This window comes from Shewanella sp. SM101, assembly GCF_025654465.1.
Taxonomy (GTDB): Bacteria; Pseudomonadota; Gammaproteobacteria; order Enterobacterales; family Shewanellaceae; genus Shewanella; species Shewanella oncorhynchi.
In genome coordinates, this window is record NZ_JAKKRH010000010.1 from 53,450 (window position 1) to 72,661 (window position 19,212).

The window sequence follows — 19,212 nt, forward strand, 5'->3', positions numbered from 1 at the left end:
GCACTGGCTAGTTTAGCCGCAAATGCTCGTATTTTATAGATAAATACGTGAATAATAGGATCTATTTGTCTCTAAGACGACATTAATCACCCAAACACTGAACTTCCCTTACTTAGCCTCTATGGGTTCACTGAAATACATTCCCTGCGCTGCGCCAACACCGAGGATTTGCAGTGTCTGCCACTCTTCAAAGACTTCTACCCCTTCGGCGCAGACTTGTACTTCCGTTCGATATAAACCGCCAATCAAACTGCGGATAAATAATTGGTTTTCTGGTCGTAAATGAATATGACGCACAATGGATCTGTGTAACTTAATTAAATCAAAATGGCATTCGCGAATGTAATAAGTACCAACAACCTGCTGACCCACATGATCGACACATAATCTCGCGCCCATTTTACGGATCATATCTAATTTAGGCTGCAACTTTTCTTGATGTTGAATAACGATATCTTCAGACACTTCGAAAATCAGTCGCGTGGTTAAATGGCGATATTCTAATAGCGTCGTTTTTAGCCATTGAGTGAAGGCTCGGCTCATTAGCGAATCCAAACTCAGATTAATACTGTATATCTGTGGCGCTGATTTATTAATTGTTTGAGCATTCGATACGCCGTCTGCTAATTCATTCGACAATAATAACAATACCCGCTCAATAATTTGCCGTTCGACCTGTGGCATTAAGCCACATTTATTCGCCATAGGAATAAAGAGTGTGGCACGGATTAACGCCCCCTGATTATCCCGAGCCCGCGTAAATATCTCTTTATGGTGCTCATTACCATCAGAGTCGATTATGGGTTGGCTAAAGGGAAAAAAGCGCCGCTGCACTAACGCGTTTTCTAAAAAGCTTCGCCAACGCACTGAGCCTTTGGCAAATTCTTCATCAATCGCGCCTTTGTCGTACATAAACCAATTACTATTACCCTGTAATTGTGCCGCCCTCAAAGCCATATCAGCTTCTTCAATTAACTGAGCCGCATTATCGCCGGCGGTAAAATAAGCGCATCCGAGGTGGAAAAAGTTATCGCGATTCTCAACATCAGGCAAAGGCTGGCTTAGACATATCTTGAGTAACTTGCTGGCAAATTGATCCGCTTCAATTAAGGAGATTTGCGGCACGACTATGGCAAATTGATTATGGGAGCGACGGGCAAAAATACTATTAGCTTGAGTTTGCAGTAATTGACTTATCGCATTAACAGTCGAGTTTAATAGCTCTTTCGTCACTGCTTCACCTTGGGATTGCTGCAATAAATCCAGATCATCCATTTCTAATAAATAGATTACCCCGTGGGCAAGCATAGCCTGATTATGACTAAGGGCGTCGAGACGATTATTCAAAAAGAGTCGGTTACCAATGCGAGTTTCCGCATCGAGAAAGGTATTAGAACGGATGAATTTGTCGAAACGCCCCCGCTCCTTTTGAGCGTCTTGTAACTCTTCTAACAACTTAGTCAAAGCACGGTTAATCAGCCTTGGTTTACCATTTCCAGGGGTAGCGAGTGCTTGCTCATACTTACCTTGCAGAATCAATCGACTGCGTAAGGCTAATTCTTCAATGCCATCGAGCTGCTGTGAAAACCATAAATAACCAAAACGCACTAAGGCAGCCACGGCTAAGATACCGACCAACAAAATCAGAATTTCATACCAACTGAAAGTGTAATGTTCAAAGGGCTGAGTCAAGGTTAACTGCATACGCAAGCCAGATGTCGGCTCTAGCACATGGTCATACACCATCGCATTTTGCGTAGAAAGGTTGCCTTCATAGGCAAATAACACTTCATCTTTCAAGGTCAACCGAAAATTAACGGCATTGTAAGCAAGCAGCATAGGCGGTAGCCAAGCCTCTAACTCCCAATCAGGTTGGTGTTGGAACTGATCGACTAACATAGTTTCGAGTTCAGCTACTTTTTGCTGCTGAAATTTATAGGTCAGCTGCACGAAACTCATCATAGCGCTCAGCAAAAATACGAAGGCGATAGCGGCTAATGACATTAACCAAAAGCTGGTTAATTTTGTAGTTAACATTCGGGTGAATTTCATCTATCCGCTATCCTGCAGGATTATTATAATTATTTGTGCGATTTTAACAGAAGTTCAACAAAAGTTGTCCGTTGATTATTCAGTAGCATAACCTAAAAGGCAACTAAGACGCTGTGACTTTAATGTCCACTTAAAAACAAAAAAGAGGCTAATTAGCCTCTTTTTAATGTTTTTACCACTTTTAGCCTAGTCGGCGTATTTAGGTAAAGTGGTGATCGCAGCCACACCAGAGTCGATAGCCGCTTGTGCAACCGCACGGGCAACATTTGGCAATAAACGTGGGTCCATAGGTTTTGGCAGCACATATTCAGGGCCAAAACTCAGTGAAGTCACATTAGGATAAGCCTTCAACACACTCGCAGGCACAGGCTCTTTCGCCAGTGCAGCAATTGCATGAACTGCCGCAATTTTCATCTCATCATTAATGCAAGACGCACGCACATCCAATGCACCACGGAAAATAAATGGGAAACACAATACATTATTGACTTGGTTTGGATAGTCGCTACGACCCGTACCCATGATCAAATCACTACGCGTTGCATGAGCAAGTGCAGGTTTGATTTCAGGATCTGGGTTAGAACACGCAAAAATCACTGGCTTATCGGCCATCAGCGCGACTTCTTCTGCACCAATGACGTCAGGACCTGATAGACCTAAAAATACGTCTGCGCCTTTAATAACATCAAGAAGCGTGCGTTTCTCGGTATCATTCGCAAATAGTGCTTTATATTCATTAAGATCTGTACGGCCAGAATGAATAACACCTTTAGTGTCTAGCATGTAAATGTTGGCGCGATTCGCACCGCATTTTACCAGCATAGTCATACAAGCGATGGCAGCAGCACCCGCGCCCATACACACAAAAGTCGCGTCGCTTATCAACTTGCCTTGAATTTCCAGCGCATTGATCATACCCGCCGCGGTCACGATTGCCGTGCCGTGTTGATCGTCATGAAATACTGGCACTTTACAACGAGCAATCAATTCACGTTCGATAACAAAGCATTCGGGCGCTTTAATATCTTCAAGATTGATACCACCAAAAGTGTCAGCAATAGCAGCAACAGTATTGATAAATTCCTCAGGCGTATTATGCGTAATCTCAATATCTGTCGAATCGATATTCGCAAAATGCTTGAACAATAATGCTTTACCTTCCATTACAGGTTTAGAAGCCAAAGGGCCCAAATTCCCTAAACCTAAGATAGCCGTACCATTGGTAATCACGGCAACCGTATTACCTTTATTGGTATAACGATACGCATTGTCAGGATCTGCAGCGATTTCGCGTACTGGCTCAGCCACACCTGGGCTATAAGCTAGGGCGAGATCGTGACTCGTTTCGGCGGGTTTGGTAAGGCAAACTGCGGTTTTGCCTGGTATGGGAAATTCATGATAATCGAGTGCTTGTTGACGAATATCTGACATTTTAAAATCCTGAAATGCGACATTTATAATTTATGAGAGTAAGACCTACCAACACACATCTAGTCTCACCAAAGGGTGATGTCAATAGTCTGGCTGGTCGGGGTAAGATACGCCAATAAGGGGAATTTATAAATAAGAGATTCATAAATTTCACTTTAGCCGCCAAATAGACCCTCTAAGCTTAGTTTTATAAACTTATCTCCTATAATAAAGCTGCATTTCTTAATATGTTTTGTAGGAAACAAACATATATTTTGTAGTTACTGCGCTAGTTGTAGCGACTTAATCTCAAAAATGTTGGTTAAATTACAATATATGGCGACTAGCATATTTATCTTATAGTTAATTGCTATAAATAAGTCGAATTATACACTTGAACTCTCAATACAGAATAAGTTGACGATTTATTGAGTGAAGTCGTACCAGCTAGATATGTAGAATAAGCGGAATAAAGAAAATCGACGAATAACAAAAAGCAAAAAGGCGCCATAGGCGCCTTTTCTAGAAACATTGCAATCGCAATTATTTCTTTGCAAGCACTGCGAAGCGCTTGTTGAATTTGTCGATACGACCGCCGGTATCAACAACTTTTTGTGTACCAGTGTAGAATGGGTGACAAGCACCACATACGTCTAAATGCAGATCTTTACCAGCAGTAGAGTTTACTTTGATAACGTTACCACAAGTACAGTTTGCAGTGATGATAGCGTATGTTGGGTGGATACCTGGTTTCATTGGGGTTACCTCAAAAGTGTAAGGCCATGTCGCTCTTCCAACCCGTAGTCGGACACCACATGCATGTTAATAACAATATGTTTAGGGCGCAGAATGGTACAGCATACCTACAAGGGATACAAGTAGATTATCTGAGCGTTTGCTGGTTAATCTGTGTCTATTTTGACTTTAGTTAAGCGGCTTATTTTCCCGCTTCTTTAGCCTCAAATACCGCCCGCGCCTCTTTAGCATCAGAATGCTGATCCAAAATCATTTTCGAAGGACAAGATAGCACCGCATTGCTCTTGAGTGCATTGATTCTATTCTTCGAGAAAGCCACAGGATTTGCCTCGTAAATCGCCAACATAGCGCCATATACACTCACACCCCAATCCTTGGCATATCGATTGGCGATACGCCACAACGTCTCGCCAGCAAGATACGTTAACTGGCAATGTTCGGGCGTCTGTGAGGCCGTTTCAGCAATATTCTGTTTTTGCTCATTATTTGCCGTTTTCACTATTTCTGGAACCACAGTTTCAGTTGCAGCGTTTTCAACAGCCCCTTTTTCAACAGCAATCGTCTCAGAGGTTTTAGCGAAGGCGTTTATCTCAGTAGCCGACGTATTTTGTTTGTTCGCGGCTTCAGGAAATCTAAAGCCAGTCACCACTTCTACCGTTGGTACTTTGGATTGGGTATTTGCAGCAGTAGCAACAGTCGCTGCGGGCGTTACCTCTGCAACTGGCTTTGGTTCTGCCACCACTTTTACAGGCTTAATGCCCACTTTATCCGCACTTTTTGGGGCGCCCGCTATGGTGGTATTTTTAGTGTCCGAAACCGCTTTTGTCGTTAACGCAGCAGAGGCCGGTTTAGCTGTGCCGAATAAATTGATACTTTTGACGTCATACCATCGGTCAAGACGATACTCTCTCACTAAGAGTTTAGCGCTACTATCCTTCACATCTTCAACGCCAGTGAGTAAAACTAAAAAGCGATTAATCTCCTCAACCATTAACCTTTCTTCGCCGCTTGCTTGCTGCACAACAAACTCTAAGCGCGACATATCTTGATTGTCTGCGATCACATTCACCCTGAGTTTAGGGTAAGCGCCTAATTCAAACATCCGGCTATTAATGCTCACATGGGAGACTTGTGCCATGCTAGGTGCACTGCACACCAAAGCAAGTAGACCTAATGATTTCACTATATTAGCCATTTATTTACTCTCAACTATCCTTGGTAAACCATCATTAGGGCTAGCCCTAGCCAGCCGCGCTGAGTACACTAAACCACATTCTTGTCTAAGACTTGCCTGCATATGTCATTGTTTGTCGAAGTTGCGTTACCTGTGCCTATGCGGCAAACCTTTAGCTACCGCGTACCCGAATCCTATCCTAGTACACCGCAAATAGGTGTGCGCGTTAAAGTTCCCTTCGGTCGTCAACAATTGATCGGGTTAGTCACTGATATCACTGAGTCTTGCAGCTTAGCCCCAAAGCAAATTAAGTCTGTGCTCGAGTTTATCGACGATAAACCTTTACTGCCTGAATCACTTTATAAATTAACTCTTTGGGCTGCGAGATACTATTTTTGCAGCCAAGGGCAGATGCTAACCCAAGCCTTACCTGTGGCCCTGCGTAAAGGGCTCGATGCCGCGCCACAAAAAATCCAATTCTGGCAATTAACTGAAATAGGCCAAAATATTGCGCCCGAAGCGGTTAAACGCGCACCCGCACAGAAAAAACTACTCGAGTTACTCAAAACCGCCAGCTTAACCCAAGAAGAGGTTATCAGCTTAGACATCAGTAAAGCGGCGCTTAAAGCCCTAGAAGATAAAGGTTGGGTGGCACGCCATGAAAAAATTGCAGAGCTTAACCTCGACTGGCGCACCACACTCGAAATGGACGAAACGCCACATAAACTCAATAAAGAACAAGCCGTCGCCGTTGCCACTTTAAATCTGCAACAAGGATATCACTGTACTTTATTAGAAGGCATTACCGGTTCGGGTAAAACGGAAGTCTATCTTGCTGTACTCGAAGAAATCCTCAAGCAAGGCAAACAAGCGTTAATTTTAGTGCCTGAAATCGGCTTAACCCCCCAGACAATCAATCGCTTTAAGCGCCGTTTCAAAGTCAATGTTGCCATTTTGCATTCAGGGTTAACCGACAATCAGAGGCTCGAAGCATGGCGCCAGGCCCGCTGTGGTCAGGCTGCAATCATTATCGGCACCCGCTCAGCATTGTTCACACCTATGGCGTATCCCGGCATCATCATACTCGATGAAGAACACGACAGTAGTTTCAAACAACAGGAAGGCGTTGGTTATCATGCCCGCGACTTGGCAGTCATGCGTGGCCATTTAGAAGCGATTCCGGTGATTTTGGGCACAGCGACGCCCTCACTCGAAAGTCTACAAAATGCCTTAAGCGGCCGTTACCATCATTTACAATTGGGTGAACGCGCAGGTGCGGCTAAAAAAGTGCGCCAAGGCATTATCGACATTAAAAATATGCCGCTGAAAGCCGGTATGTCAGTGCCGCTACTGAACGAAATCCGCCTGCATTTAGACGCTGGCAACCAAGTCTTGTTGTTTCTCAATCGCCGCGGCTTCGCACCAGCCCTGCTTTGCCACGAGTGTGGGCACTTACACGAATGCGACCGCTGCGACGCGTTTTTCACAGTACATCAATCCCTTGGCGAAATTTGCTGTCACCATTGTGGCAATCAATACGCTATCCCCAAGCAGTGTCACAAATGTGGCAGCACTATGTTGATGGGCCAAGGCATAGGCACAGAACAGCTCGCCGAAGCGCTGCAACAAGAGTTTCCTAAACATCCAGTAGTGCGCATCGACCGTGATACGACCCGCCTTAAAGGTTCATTAGAAACCCACTTAAATGCGATTCATAAGGGGGAATATAAAATCCTCGTCGGCACGCAAATGCTAGCTAAGGGCCACCACTTCCCTGATGTGACGCTTGTTGGGTTACTCGATGTCGATGGCGCTTTATTTAGCGCCGACTTCCGCGCGCCCGAACGTTTTGGACAACTCTATACCCAAGTTGCAGGTCGCGCAGGGCGCGCCAGTAAACCCGGCACGGTATTATTGCAAACTCACCAGAGCGACAATCCCATTTTGCGGGATTTGCTGCACCGCGGTTATGGCGAGTTTGCTCGCAGCCAGCTCAAAGAACGTCAACAAGCACTGCTGCCGCCAGCATGGCACATGGTGTTGGTGCGCGCCGAAGCACATTTAGCCAGTGATGCCGATAACTTTCTCAACGCCTTTGCCGCGCTTTTGCCGCAAGATAAAGAATTTGAGGTGATTGGTCCTATGCCAGCGCCCTTAGATAAAAAAGCCGGCAAGTTCCGCCGCCAACTCTTATTCCAAGCTAAAAACCGCAATCGCTTGCAACAAGAGTTTGAACGTATTCATCCGCTTGTAGAACAACTTATCGAAGCTAAACGCTGCCGATGGAGCTTAGACAGAGATCCACAGGATCTCCTCTGAGTCGAGTATTTGATAAGTATTTAAGCGCCATTTGATAAAAAATCATCGGGAAGATAGCAATTGTTAACCACAAACGGCTAAAATATGCGGTTATTCCCTGTATTCACTCTTAAAGTTAGTGCCGATTAGAACCCATGAAATCACATATCCAATCATTACTTGAACAAACTCTAGAATCCTTTAAACAACAAGGTATTGTGCCTGCTGACTTTGAAGCACGCATTCAGGTAGATCGAACCAAGGATAAGAGTCATGGCGACTTGGCAACCAACTTAGCCATGATGCTAACCAAGGTCGCAGGCAAGAATCCACGCGAATTAGCCCAACTGATCATAGATACCTTACCGGCTTCGGCTTTTGTAGCTAAGGTTGAAATTGCAGGACCAGGCTTTATCAACTTTTTCATCAACGACAGCGCCTTAGCAGATCAACTGCAAAATGCCGTCAACGATGAGCATTTAGGCATTAAGTTACCGACCCCACAAACCGTTGTTGTCGATTACTCTTCACCCAACCTCGCCAAAGAAATGCATGTAGGCCATCTGCGTTCAACCATCATTGGTGACAGTGTTGTGCGTGCGTTAGAATTTTTAGGCCACAAGGTTATTCGTCAAAACCATGTGGGCGACTGGGGCACACAATTTGGTATGTTGCTGGCCTATATGGAAGAGCTGCGCGCCAAAAATGGTGAAGAAGCTCAACTTGAACTGTCTGATTTAGAAAACTTTTATCGTGCCGCTAAACTGCGTTTCGACGAATCAGCAGAATTCGCAACCCGCGCTCGTCAGTTAGTGGTCGAACTGCAATCTGGCGACGAGTATTGCAACAAACTGTGGCGCGAATTTAACGACATTTCGTTAAGCCACTGCCATGAAGTCTACGCCCGTTTAGGTGTGAGCCTGACCCGCGCCGATGTACACGGCGAAAGTGCTTATAACGCCGATCTCGAGCAAGTGGTTAAAGATTTAGATGCCCAAGGTTTATTAACCGAAAGTAACGGCGCTAAAGTCGTATTCCAAGAAGCCTTCCGCAACAAAGAAGGTGAGCCACTGCCTGTGATCATCCAAAAGGCCGATGGCGGCTATTTGTATGCCACCTCAGATCTTGCGGCAATGCGCTATCGCTCGAACGTGTTAAAGGCCGATCGCGTCCTGTATTTTGTTGACCTACGTCAGGCACTGCATTTCCAACAAGTCTTTAGCCTAGCGAAACTGGCTAAGTTTGTCCGTGAAGATATGTCGTTAGAACACTTAGGTTTTGGCACTATGAACGGCGAAGATGGCCGTCCATTCAAAACCCGTAGCGGCGGTGTCGTTAAGTTAGTTGACCTGTTAGAAGAAGCCAATGTGCGCGCGCTAGAACTCGTTCGTAGCAAAAATCCTGATATGGATGAGGCCACACTAACTGAAATCGCCCGTGTCGTTGGGATCAGCGCCGTTAAATATGCTGACTTGTCAAAAAACCGCACCAGCGATTACATTTTCAGCTTTGAACAAATGCTCAGCTTCGAAGGCAATACCGCACCTTACCTGCTGTACGCTTACACCCGTGTTGCGGGCATATTCAAGCGAGTAACCGATCTAGATCTCAGCCAAGCGAAAATCGTGCTTGAGCATGAAAAAGAGAAAGATCTCGGTAATAAGTTGGCGCAGTTCGGTGAGATCCTCAATCGTGTTGTCGATAAAGGTCAGCCGCACGTACTGTGTGCTTATTTATATGAATTAGCGGGTGCTTTCTCTAGCTTTTACGAAGCTTGTCCAGTACTTGCCGCCGATAATGACGCGCAAAAGAACAGCCGTTTATTACTCGCGCAACTGACGGCTCGTACGTTACAAAAAGGCCTAAATCTACTCGGTATTGAAACCTTAGAGCGGATGTAAGCCATGAGTAATCGCGATTATGCCAATAGAAGGCCGCAGTCGGGCGCTAAACCGCGCCCAATCCGCGCGACTCGCCCAACTCGAGCAAAGCCTTCACAATCTAAATCGGCGCCGCGTAAGAAGCTGCCGCTGACCTTGATAGGCTTTGTCATACTCGCTGTGGGTTGTTTCGTCTATTTCCTGTCAAGCATTAAAGATAATGCTAAGCAAGAAGTGAAACCGATACCCGCTCCAGCCAAGAAAACGGAAGTACAAGTTAAGCCTCAAGAGACAGCGGTGCTTACTCCTAAGGTCAAAGAACCTGAACGCCAAGCGGTCGTTATCCCAGTAGAGACAACTGAAACTGCTGAGCTTATTGTTCCGCCAAAGAAGGATCCTAATGCTCTGCCACCACAACCAAAGGAAGAATGGACCTATCTCAACGAGCTTGAAAATAAGCATGTTGAGGTCGATATTCCCGATATTGTTGCGAGCAGAACACCGATGCAATATCAGTTGCAGTGTGCTTCTTTCCGCCAAGAATCACAGGCGAACGAGATGAAAGCCGTCATCGCTTTCCAAGGTTTAGAGGCGCAAGTGAGACAAGTCGAAGGTACGACTGGCGTATGGTACAAGGTTGCTTTAGGCCCCTTCGAGCGTAAACGTGATGCAGAGCGTAAACGTCACACACTGCAAAAAGCGGGGATTAATGGTTGCCAGATTCTGGCGATTCCTAAATAAGGCTTTAGCCTACTCCTGATAGACTATTAAGAATAAATAGCGGCCAGCGTTTTATCGCTCGTCGCTATTTTTTTGTCCGTATAACATGACTCACTCATTGACTCTGCCCGCCCATAAAAAGTCAGTTTTAAACAACAACTCATTTCAAATTTGCTGATCTACTAAATTTATAACCCATTATTTGTAAACAACAAAATCCTTTATTAAGAAAGATTAATATGCAGTTTAATTGACCTAGATCAAACTTAGGCGTATCTCTTAATTAACAGCAAGACCGCTGTATCTGTGTCAAATCCAACCTCAGGGTGAAGTATTATGAATGCATTAATCGAGATAGAAGCCACCGAATTCAGCCAATTGTTCAAGAGTGGCGACATGCTGGGAATTAGGATGTTTATGGAACATGTGCGCATGCCACTGGATGTTCAAGACAAGATTTATGACGAAATTTCTGCACTTCAGCAATTAGAACAAAACCAAATTGCCAAGCTCATTGAAACCCACGCCCATTCCCAAATTCATGAACGCCTAGCTTATTAGCCTTCCATTCAATGAAAAATTTAACTATGCCCAACTGCAGCTTCTGGCGGTTCATTCAACAGAAGCTGTCTAACCCACCCACTCTCCATCACACAGAATCAAATTTCAGCCAAAAAATAAGGCCAAACACCTGAGTATTTGACCTTAATGAACTAGCTAGTTTCAGATTTTAACCACAGCCTTAGCTCGGTTTTTCTTCCGTTAAGCCTATGCTATTCATCCAATAATCGAAATCCACCATATTACCCGGCAATACGACTCGACTATTCTTCTGGCTTAAGCCATCGAGCTGTTTAAAGTATTGCTCACCGAGTTGCATCCGCAGGGCATTGTGACCACCCGGCGCGGCAATAACAGAGGCGAGACGTTCAATCGATTCTGCCGTTGCGCGGGAAATGGTTAAAATTTCCTCAGCCTTACCTTCGGCTTCGTTAATCCGGCGCTGCATCTCACCTTCAGAACGGTTTACCGTTTCAGCTTTAACCCCTTCAGAACGGTTAATTTTACTCTGTTTGTCACCTTCACTCTTAGCCAATAATGCACGGCGCTCACGCTCGGCATTTACTTGCATTTCCATGGCATTTTTAACGGTTTCAGGTGGTGTGATATTTTTAATTTCATAACGATGCACACGTATTCCCCACAGGGCACCCGCTTGATCTAAGACTTGCACTACCTTGGCTGAAATCACATCACGCTCTTCAAACGTACGATCAAGATCAAGTGTCCCTATGACAGAGCGCGTCGTCGTTTGCGCCAACTGAATTGCTGCATAACGATAATCAGTAATACCATAGCTGGCCTTCACTGGATCAGTCACAGAGATATAAATCACCCCATCCACTTCAACGTTTACTTCGTCGCTCGAGAAACATTCCTGCGGTGGTACGTCAATGGTTTCTTCTTTCAAATCATGAATAAAAGCCACTTTATCCACAAAGGGGATCAAGGTATGGAACCCTGCATCTAACGTACTGTGATACTTACCTAAACGCTCAACAATAAAAGCCGATTTAGTGGGTACTAGGCGGATCGATTGAAATAGTTTAATCACAAAAATGGCAAATATCAGGCCCCAAATCGCCATCACAATCAAATCTGTATCTACTGGAATATTCATTATCGCGCTCCTTTGCCAAGATTATTCTGGCCACTCATAGTCTGAGTGACTTGCTCCATGCCTTCGAAGAAACCTTCAAGTTTTGCCATTTCAGCGGGAACAACAGAGACTTGTGCATCATTGAGGATCTTGCCAACTTGAGCAATAAACTGTTCTTTTAATAGCATATTCATCGCATCTGTACCGCCATTGACGGCTAATGCTTGCGAGATCATTGCCATACCTTCGGATTTTGCTTTGGCTATAATAGCGATCTCCTGACCTGTACCTTTAGCTTCATTAATCCGTTTCTGTTTTTGACCTTCTGACAGGTTAATGGCCTCTTGGCGCTCACCTTCAGACATATTGATCATCGCGGCTTTTTCGGCATTCGCTAAGGTAATTTCGGCACGTTTACGACGCTCAGCTTCCATCTGCTTCTCAAGAGTGTGGATCACATGGCGTGAAGGCGTGATATTACGAATTTCATAGCGCAATACCTTGATTCCCCATGGCTCGGAAGCCTTATCTATTTCCCGCACGATTGATTCATTTAAGCTATCACGTTCAGAGAAAGTCTCACTCAAACTCAGCTTGCCGATTTCAGATCGCATAGTGGTCTGGGCTAAATTCACCGCTGCTTTACGGTAGTTTTCAATACCATAACTCGCCAATTTGCCATCCATCACTTTTAGGTAGACCAAGCCGTCCACTTCAAGTTGAGTGTTATCTTTGGAGATACAACTCTGTGGCGGCACATCTAATACTTGCTCACGGGTATCGTGACGATAGGAGACGCGATCGAAAAAAGGGATCAAAATATGAAATCCAGGTTCTAATACTGCGCGGAATTTGCCAAGACGCTCAATGACATGCACTTCACGCATCGGCACAATTAACATCAACTTATAAAGAATAAAAAAGATAAATAAAATGACTAAGGTAAATACAAACATAGATTCCATCCTTTAGTTTTTGGAAGCTTCTATTGAAATAGGCTCAACGACTAGAGCGATATTTTCACGACAAATAATTCTGACTTCGGTACCCGCCTCAATAATGCTGCCATCGCCAAGCGCTGGCCATTCACTACCTTGAAACTCCACCCGCCCAGGTGTTTGCCCGGGACCTATGGTCTGCTTTACGCGAACAATTTGATTGTATAGTTCGATTGCTTCATCCGTGTTATCCACATGGGAATCACCACCAACGAGCCTCTGAGTGACTTGTCTGAAAGCCAATAACAGCACAATGGCAGAGATAAACCACAGAGTCATGCTCTGCACGACACCTTCGACCAGTCCTATGCCTAACGCACCTGCCACGACTAAACAAGCCGCACCCAGCAACACTATTATGCCACCTGGAACCACTATTTCGGCGAGCATTAACACTAAACCAATCACTGCCCACACTAAAATCGGATTTGAAAACTCCATATTTCCCCCTGAAATGAGAGTGTCCTTTACTGCACTATAACAGCAGAGTTTCGGATAATCGACATAATATGTCAAAATTTACCCTGTCAAAACGCACACTCAATCACCTATGACTTAATCCTCATTCTCCCATATCCGCCCACGAAAGCCGTCAGGTTGTTTTAAAATTAAGCATAATCAATTCAAAAAGATAGCAAGCCCCCAATCCACAAGCGGCGCAATGACAATAAAAACATTAAAAATCAATTATCTAAAAATAAAACTCCTCACTAATGATTATGTGATTTTGACAACAACATTCGATAAAAACTTTGAATAAATGTAAATTTTTGCATATATTGCCCCCACTTTTGAGCAAGTCCTTTGACGTACACTCGCGCTAGGTTTGAACTTACCCATCAAACCATGCCATAGGTCAGAGAGCGGATTGAGTAAGACACGAATTAACTTCGACCTATACAACAGGAAATAACAATGAAAAAAACATGCCTATGCCTAGCACTAATGCTTTCTCCTCAAGCATTTGCGGGTGACTTAGTACAGTGGTGGGATTTCAGTGCAACAGCCCTCTATGGCGAAGACTACGATTTAGCGCCATCGGACAAACAAGCCACTATCACCTTGGAAACGGCTGGCGGCTGGAAATACGGTGATTGGTTTGCCTTCCAAGATTTTATCTATTTCAAAGGTAACGACACGGGCATGGAAAGCACTACCTATGGTGAAATTTCGCCACGTTTTAGTGCCAGTAAAATTCTTGGCGAAAAAATAGCCTTTGGCCCAATAACAGACTTGTCTCTGGCGTTAACCTATGAAGAAGGTGAAGGCCCAGTCCATAGCCTACTTTACGGTCTAGGGGTCGACGTAGCAGTACCATACTTTACTTATCTTAACTTTAATACCTATCGCCGCGATGGTATGAGCACTGGTAACAATAGTGACGGCTGGCAGTTCACTCCTGTATTTCGTATCGATATCCCTGTTGGATCTGCCAACATAGTACTCGATGGCTTTATCGACTGGGTATTTGCCAGCGACGATAACGGCTACGAGGAAAACTTCCATTTCAACCCACAGCTAAAATACGATCTCGGTAAGAGTCTGTTCGGGGATCATCAAGCCAATAAATTATTGGTGGGTATCGAATACGATCTGTGGACCAATAAATACGGTGTGAAAGGCGTCGATCAAGACACCTACTCTGTGATTGCTCAATACCATTTCTAATCGGCATCGGCATAGTTTTAAAGCAACAAAAAAGGTGCCATTGGCACCTTTTCTATTCTGAGCACTCACTTTGCAGGGGAGTGTTGCTTAGCTTACTAAAAATTAAGCTAACAATTTTTTCGCTGCTGCAACCACGATAGAAACCGCACTCACTTCAGTTTTCTTCATTGTGGCTTCATTAGGAATTTCTTGTTGGGTGCGGTTTACAATCACACCAGCAACGCAGGCTGCACGCCAACCTTGAGTAGCACACATAGTGAACAAAGTGGAAGACTCCATCTCATAGTTCAGTACGCCCATATCTTGCCATTCTTTCATTGAACCCGCGAAACGACGCGTTACACGGCCTGTGACAGTGTCATAACGCTCTTGGCCTGGGTAGAAAGTATCAGAAGAAGCTGTTACGCCAATGTGTGGCTCAACACCAGCATCGCGACACGCTGCAACCATAGCAGTGGTACATTCAAAGTTTGCAACCGCTGGATATTCCATAGGTGCAAAATGTAAGCTCGCGCCATCTAAACGTACTGAAGCTTGAGTCACAATCACATCACCCACATTAACATGAGGTTGGATTGCGCCTGTAGTCCCTACACGCAGGAAGGTATTCACACCTAATTGTGCAAGTTCTTCTACTGCAATAGAAGTAGATGGACCACCGATACCGGTTGAACAAACTACTACTGGCTTGCCATCGGCATACGCTAAATAGCTTGTATACTCGCGGTGGCTAGCAAGAAACGTCGCATTGTCCATTAGTTCGGCAATACGTTTTACACGCTCTGGATCACCAGGAACGATTGCTAAGGTTGCACCATCGAGCATCGCTTTGGTCAAACCTAAATGAAATACATCAGCCATTGTGAAAACCCCTTTCATTTTTGATAATTAAATTCTTATAAAATCGACTTTAACCTAGTATCGAAGCGGTGAAGGTTAACTTGATCACAGAATTATCGGCAAGAAGTAATTGTTTAGTCGTAATGAAATTACCAACTACACCAGCATCTGCTCACAAGATAGCAAATTTGCCCATATTTCGAATGTCAGTCTGATTTATACCAAACAAAGTGTGAACTAGATCCTGAACTCATGCCAGAGTCTGTGGCAACAAATACCTAAGGCACTGATTTAAAATAGATTAAAATAAATCATCCATTAGTATTAATCTAAGTGACCGCTAAAGGTGATCTAAGTCACGTTTAACGACTTGGTATAAGGTTAGGGTTAAGGCGTAACCTGAAGTGTAGTAAATGACGACAAGGAGAATGCCGATGTTTCCAGAGTACAGAGAATTAATTTCCACCCTGAAAACCCAAGATGCTCATTTTCAACGTAAGTTTAATGAGCATAATCAGTTAGACGAGGAAATCAAACAACTGGAAAAACGTGTCGCCAGTGATTTCAATCCCACTGTGAAAGAACTCAAAAGCAGAAAGTTACACTTAAAAGAGGAAATTTATCAGATCCTCAAATCCCACGAGTAATCCTACTATTACTCTAAAGACAAATAAGGGCGCCTAAGCGCCCTTATTAATGTCATCACAATCGCTTACAGATAGTAATCCTTCAGCGGTGGGAAACCGTTAAAGCATACTGCTGAATACGTCGTCGTATAAGCCCCTGCGGTTAACCAATACATACGATCGCCAATGGCTAAGTCATTTGGTAAGCCATAGCTATAGTGCTCATACATGATATCTGCACTGTCACAGGTTGGGCCGGCAATCACGCATTTATCCAGCTCGCCTTGACGCTCAGTATAAATCGGGAACTTAATCGCCTCGTCCATCGTTTCAATCAAGCCAGAGAATTTACCCACATCGGTAAACACCCAACGCTCTAACGCTGTGTAAGATTTTTTGCTGATCAGTACCACTTCAGACACTAAAATCCCCGCGTTAGAGATCAACGAACGACCTGGTTCCAAAATAATTTGTGGTAAATCATCACCAAAATCTTCCTTCAAGAAGTGAGTGATTTGCTCGGCATACACACCCAATTGATTGGTTTTATCAATATAGTTAGCAGGGAAACCGCCACCCATGTTGATCATCTTCAAGGTGATATTGTGCTCATCACGCAAACGATCAAAAATACTTTTCACTTTACCAATAGCGGAATCCCAAGCACCTATGTCACGTTGCTGAGAACCCACATGGAAAGAAATACCAAAAGGCTCTAAGCCTAATTCCTGTGCCAATACTAATAGCTCATAGGCCATTTCGTTTTGGCAGCCGAATTTACGGGATAACGGCCAATCAGCGGTATCTGTACCTTCGGTCAGAATGCGCACATAAATACGTGAACCCGGTGCTTCTTCAGCGATCATTCGCAAATCAGCTTCTGAGTCAGATGCATACATACGCACGCCACGCTCATAAAATGCACGCACATCTTGACGCTTTTTAATGGTATTACCATAGCTGACTCGATCGGTTGTCACACCGACATTCATGACCATATCTAGCTCATAAATCGAGGCAATATCAAAGTTTGACCCTTTATCTTTTAGTAAAGATAAGATCTCGGCCGCGGGGTTTGCCTTAACTGCATAATAAACGTTGGCGTAAGGAAAACTATTAACCATGTCATCGTATTGTTTCGCTATGATACTGGTATCGATCACTACGAACGGGGTTGCTTTGTCTTTGGCAAACGCTTCAATACGCTTGAATGTGTCCATATCATAATAGTCAGCAACATCAATAGATTGAAATTGGCTCATTGGGTCAGAGTCTCCTTTGGGTCAGATAGATAACAGTAAGTGTGATGTATTAAAAACGTGCGCAGTAAACGATATTTTTTCGCTTTACGCAACGAATTTTTATGCTGAATTAATAACTTTTTATTCCCCAATTCTTTAAGGAACTGAACCATCAGAAAAAGGCGCTATAAAACAAATAATTATGCACACAAACCCTAAGGTAAATTTGTGTTCATTATCAGAATAAAAAGTGAATTTTTTACGACGTTATCGGAAGGGAGATGGATAGACTGGCTGGAGCCAAAATATCCATCTAAAAACAGTTATCTTGAAGTAACAATCACACAGCGAAAAGAAGACGAATGGATGCCTTAAAATACGTCCGTTAAATCGAGTTGTTACTGCGGCTGATTGAGTTTTGCGAGGGCTTGGTTCAAGGCTTCACTGGAATCAAAATAGGCAATGTCCAGAATGTTACGCTGCTTGAGTAATATCATAGTGGCCATATCTTTGTTATCAGGTAATAAACGACTGATCTCACCATCCCTATCTAACCCAATCGCAAAAGGTAAATCTTGCATCTGTGGCACAGCCACAAATTTAGCGATCAAAGAAGGCATACCACTGATATCGGCAACATAAACTAAACCCGTTGGCATTTGAGTCGCGCTCAAGGGCGTAAGTGCATCCTTAATCACATCACCGCCTTTCATGCTGCGACTAAAGAGCAGCACTTGAGTCTCATCAGTCACATTAATGGTTTTATCATTTTGGTCGAGAAGTGAAATGGGATTAATCGCATCTCCGGCAACATAACTCGCAGCATACGCCCAGATTGGGGTTAACAGACAAGACAAACATAACAACAGCGTTTTCATAAACACTCGACTCCATTATTGGATAGGCGAACAGCATACCTGACTCCCCCTATCGACTCATTAAACCAACCACGATTACATGATACGCTTCACACATGAAGGGCGAAAAGTATTTGGTGGAATTTCTACGCTATAATCGCACAGTTAATTTTATTACAAGGATATCATAATGATAACACCTGGACTCGATCAAGAATTGCAGCAACTACAAGGCGTTTATCAACTCATCACCGAGTTTTTAGTCACCTACAGCTTCCAACTCGTAGGTGCTTTGCTGATCTTTTTGTTAGGTTTATGGGTAGCCAGTAAAGTATCACGCTTAGTCGCTAAGCAATTCGACAAACACAATATCGATATCACCCTAAGCAATTTTGTCAGCAATCTTATCCGCATTCTGATCATCGTCATGGTCGGGATTATCGCCCTCGGCAAAATCGGCATCAGTATTACCCCTATGGTTGCAGCAATTGGTGCCGCCTCCCTCGGCGCAGGTTTAGCCTTACAAGGTATGCTAGCGAACTATGCCGCAGGCGTGACTATTATCGTCACCCGCCCTTTTGTGGTAGGCAATACTATTGAAATTAAAGGGGAAAGCGGCGTTGTTAAACGTATCCACTTAGGCATGACCATACTGACCAATGAGGAAGGTGAGCAAATCAGCATTCCTAATAAGCATATCGTCGGCGAAATTCTGCACAACTCCTTCAGCAATAAGCTAGTCGAAACCCAGTTCAATCTCAGTTACAACACAGATCCCGAACGAGCCATTAGTGTGATTACTGAGTTATTGAGCAATAATCCCTATGTTTATCAAGAGACCACACCTAATATTGGCATCAATGGTTTTAATGCTAATGGAATTGAAATGGGGGTTCGTTACTGGGTGCCCACACAAAGCTATTTTCAGCATAAATATAAGGTGAACCTCGCTCTTTATAACACCCTTAAGCAGGCGGGAATCGAGATTGCCTGCCCCATTAGGGAGATCCATCTGCAAGATAAATAACGCTA

At 44.1% G+C, this 19,212-nt stretch carries 17 protein-coding genes; 7 read left to right on the forward strand and 10 right to left on the reverse strand.

The features are described 5' to 3' along the window. Window positions 1-108 precede the first annotated feature (108 nt). The 4 genes from csrD to L5M38_RS07415 form a co-directional block, all read right to left on the reverse strand. Entirely contained in the window at window positions 109-2,052 is a 1,944-nt protein-coding gene (csrD, locus tag L5M38_RS07400) for an RNase E specificity factor CsrD (protein WP_263178683.1), read from the reverse strand. A 186-nt stretch (window positions 2,053-2,238) separates the two neighbouring features. Beyond that, on the reverse strand, window positions 2,239-3,483 hold the full coding sequence (locus L5M38_RS07405; protein WP_168825695.1) for a malic enzyme-like NAD(P)-binding protein: 1,245 nt from the start codon (window positions 3,481-3,483) through the stop codon (window positions 2,239-2,241). A 522-nt stretch (window positions 3,484-4,005) separates the two neighbouring features. Continuing rightward, window positions 4,006-4,218, reverse strand: coding sequence for a 50S ribosomal protein L31 (rpmE, locus tag L5M38_RS07410; protein ID WP_063883331.1), 213 nt, complete (start codon window positions 4,216-4,218; stop codon window positions 4,006-4,008). A gap of 181 nt (window positions 4,219-4,399) precedes the next feature. Next, a complete protein-coding gene (locus tag L5M38_RS07415; RefSeq protein WP_263178684.1) occupies window positions 4,400-5,413 on the reverse strand; it encodes a FimV/HubP family polar landmark protein in 1,014 nt (337 codons plus the stop codon). A 102-nt stretch (window positions 5,414-5,515) separates the two neighbouring features. Between L5M38_RS07415 and priA the strand changes: the two genes are divergently transcribed. The 4 genes from priA (at window position 5,516) to L5M38_RS07435 (ending at window position 10,851) form a co-directional block, all read left to right on the forward strand. After that, a complete protein-coding gene (gene priA, locus L5M38_RS07420; RefSeq protein ID WP_263178685.1) occupies window positions 5,516-7,711 on the forward strand; it encodes a primosomal protein N' in 2,196 nt (731 codons plus the stop codon). A gap of 134 nt (window positions 7,712-7,845) precedes the next feature. Next, the gene (argS, locus tag L5M38_RS07425; protein ID WP_105251263.1) at window positions 7,846-9,591 is read left to right on the forward strand and encodes an arginine--tRNA ligase; all 1,746 of its coding nucleotides are present in this window, start codon (window positions 7,846-7,848) and stop codon (window positions 9,589-9,591) included. Window positions 9,592-9,594: 3 nt separating this feature from the next. Then, the gene (locus L5M38_RS07430) at window positions 9,595-10,311 is read left to right on the forward strand and encodes an SPOR domain-containing protein (RefSeq protein ID WP_168825699.1); all 717 of its coding nucleotides are present in this window, start codon (window positions 9,595-9,597) and stop codon (window positions 10,309-10,311) included. 315 nt (window positions 10,312-10,626) lie between these two features. Next, complete coding sequence (locus L5M38_RS07435; protein ID WP_006083282.1) at window positions 10,627-10,851, forward strand: hypothetical protein; 225 nt, start codon at window positions 10,627-10,629, stop codon at window positions 10,849-10,851. A gap of 181 nt (window positions 10,852-11,032) precedes the next feature. On the opposite strand, the gene L5M38_RS07440 is transcribed toward L5M38_RS07435, so the two are convergent. From L5M38_RS07440 to L5M38_RS07450, 3 genes are read right to left on the reverse strand one after another with little or no spacing between them, the layout of a single operon-like run. Beyond that, the gene (locus L5M38_RS07440) at window positions 11,033-11,971 is read right to left on the reverse strand and encodes an SPFH domain-containing protein (RefSeq protein WP_168825701.1); all 939 of its coding nucleotides are present in this window, start codon (window positions 11,969-11,971) and stop codon (window positions 11,033-11,035) included. After that, on the reverse strand, window positions 11,971-12,906 hold the full coding sequence (locus L5M38_RS07445) for an SPFH domain-containing protein (RefSeq protein ID WP_263178686.1): 936 nt from the start codon (window positions 12,904-12,906) through the stop codon (window positions 11,971-11,973). The genes L5M38_RS07440 and L5M38_RS07445 overlap by 1 nt, the downstream gene beginning before the upstream one ends. Window positions 12,907-12,918: 12 nt before the next feature. Beyond that, complete coding sequence (locus tag L5M38_RS07450; protein WP_113940097.1) at window positions 12,919-13,389, reverse strand: NfeD family protein; 471 nt, start codon at window positions 13,387-13,389, stop codon at window positions 12,919-12,921. A gap of 474 nt (window positions 13,390-13,863) precedes the next feature. Here L5M38_RS07450 and L5M38_RS07455 point away from each other — a divergent pair, with 474 nt between their 5' ends. After that, window positions 13,864-14,616, forward strand: a complete 753-nt coding sequence (locus L5M38_RS07455) for an outer membrane protein OmpK (RefSeq protein WP_168825703.1) — start codon at window positions 13,864-13,866, stop codon at window positions 14,614-14,616. Between the two features lie 102 nt (window positions 14,617-14,718). Here L5M38_RS07455 and udp read toward each other — a convergent pair whose 3' ends face one another. Next, complete coding sequence (udp, locus tag L5M38_RS07460) at window positions 14,719-15,477, reverse strand: uridine phosphorylase (protein WP_105251257.1); 759 nt, start codon at window positions 15,475-15,477, stop codon at window positions 14,719-14,721. Window positions 15,478-15,890: 413 nt separating this feature from the next. Here udp and L5M38_RS07465 point away from each other — a divergent pair, with 413 nt between their 5' ends. Beyond that, window positions 15,891-16,103 (forward strand): YdcH family protein, encoded by a 213-nt coding sequence (locus L5M38_RS07465; RefSeq protein WP_006083288.1) that lies wholly within the window; start codon window positions 15,891-15,893, stop codon window positions 16,101-16,103. Window positions 16,104-16,168: 65 nt separating this feature from the next. Here L5M38_RS07465 and L5M38_RS07470 read toward each other — a convergent pair whose 3' ends face one another. Together L5M38_RS07470 and L5M38_RS07475 are read right to left on the reverse strand one after the other, a co-directional pair. Next, the gene (locus tag L5M38_RS07470; RefSeq protein WP_105251256.1) at window positions 16,169-17,344 is read right to left on the reverse strand and encodes a type III PLP-dependent enzyme; all 1,176 of its coding nucleotides are present in this window, start codon (window positions 17,342-17,344) and stop codon (window positions 16,169-16,171) included. A gap of 377 nt (window positions 17,345-17,721) precedes the next feature. Continuing rightward, window positions 17,722-18,201 carry a hypothetical protein gene (locus L5M38_RS07475; protein WP_105251255.1) on the reverse strand — a complete coding sequence of 160 codons (480 nt, stop codon included), beginning with the start codon at window positions 18,199-18,201 and terminating at the stop codon, window positions 17,722-17,724. 169 nt (window positions 18,202-18,370) lie between these two features. Here L5M38_RS07475 and L5M38_RS07480 point away from each other — a divergent pair, with 169 nt between their 5' ends. Further along, window positions 18,371-19,207: a mechanosensitive ion channel family protein gene (locus L5M38_RS07480; RefSeq protein WP_105251254.1), complete on the forward strand. Its 837-nt coding sequence runs from the start codon at window positions 18,371-18,373 to the stop codon at window positions 19,205-19,207. Window positions 19,208-19,212: the final 5 nt, after the last annotated feature.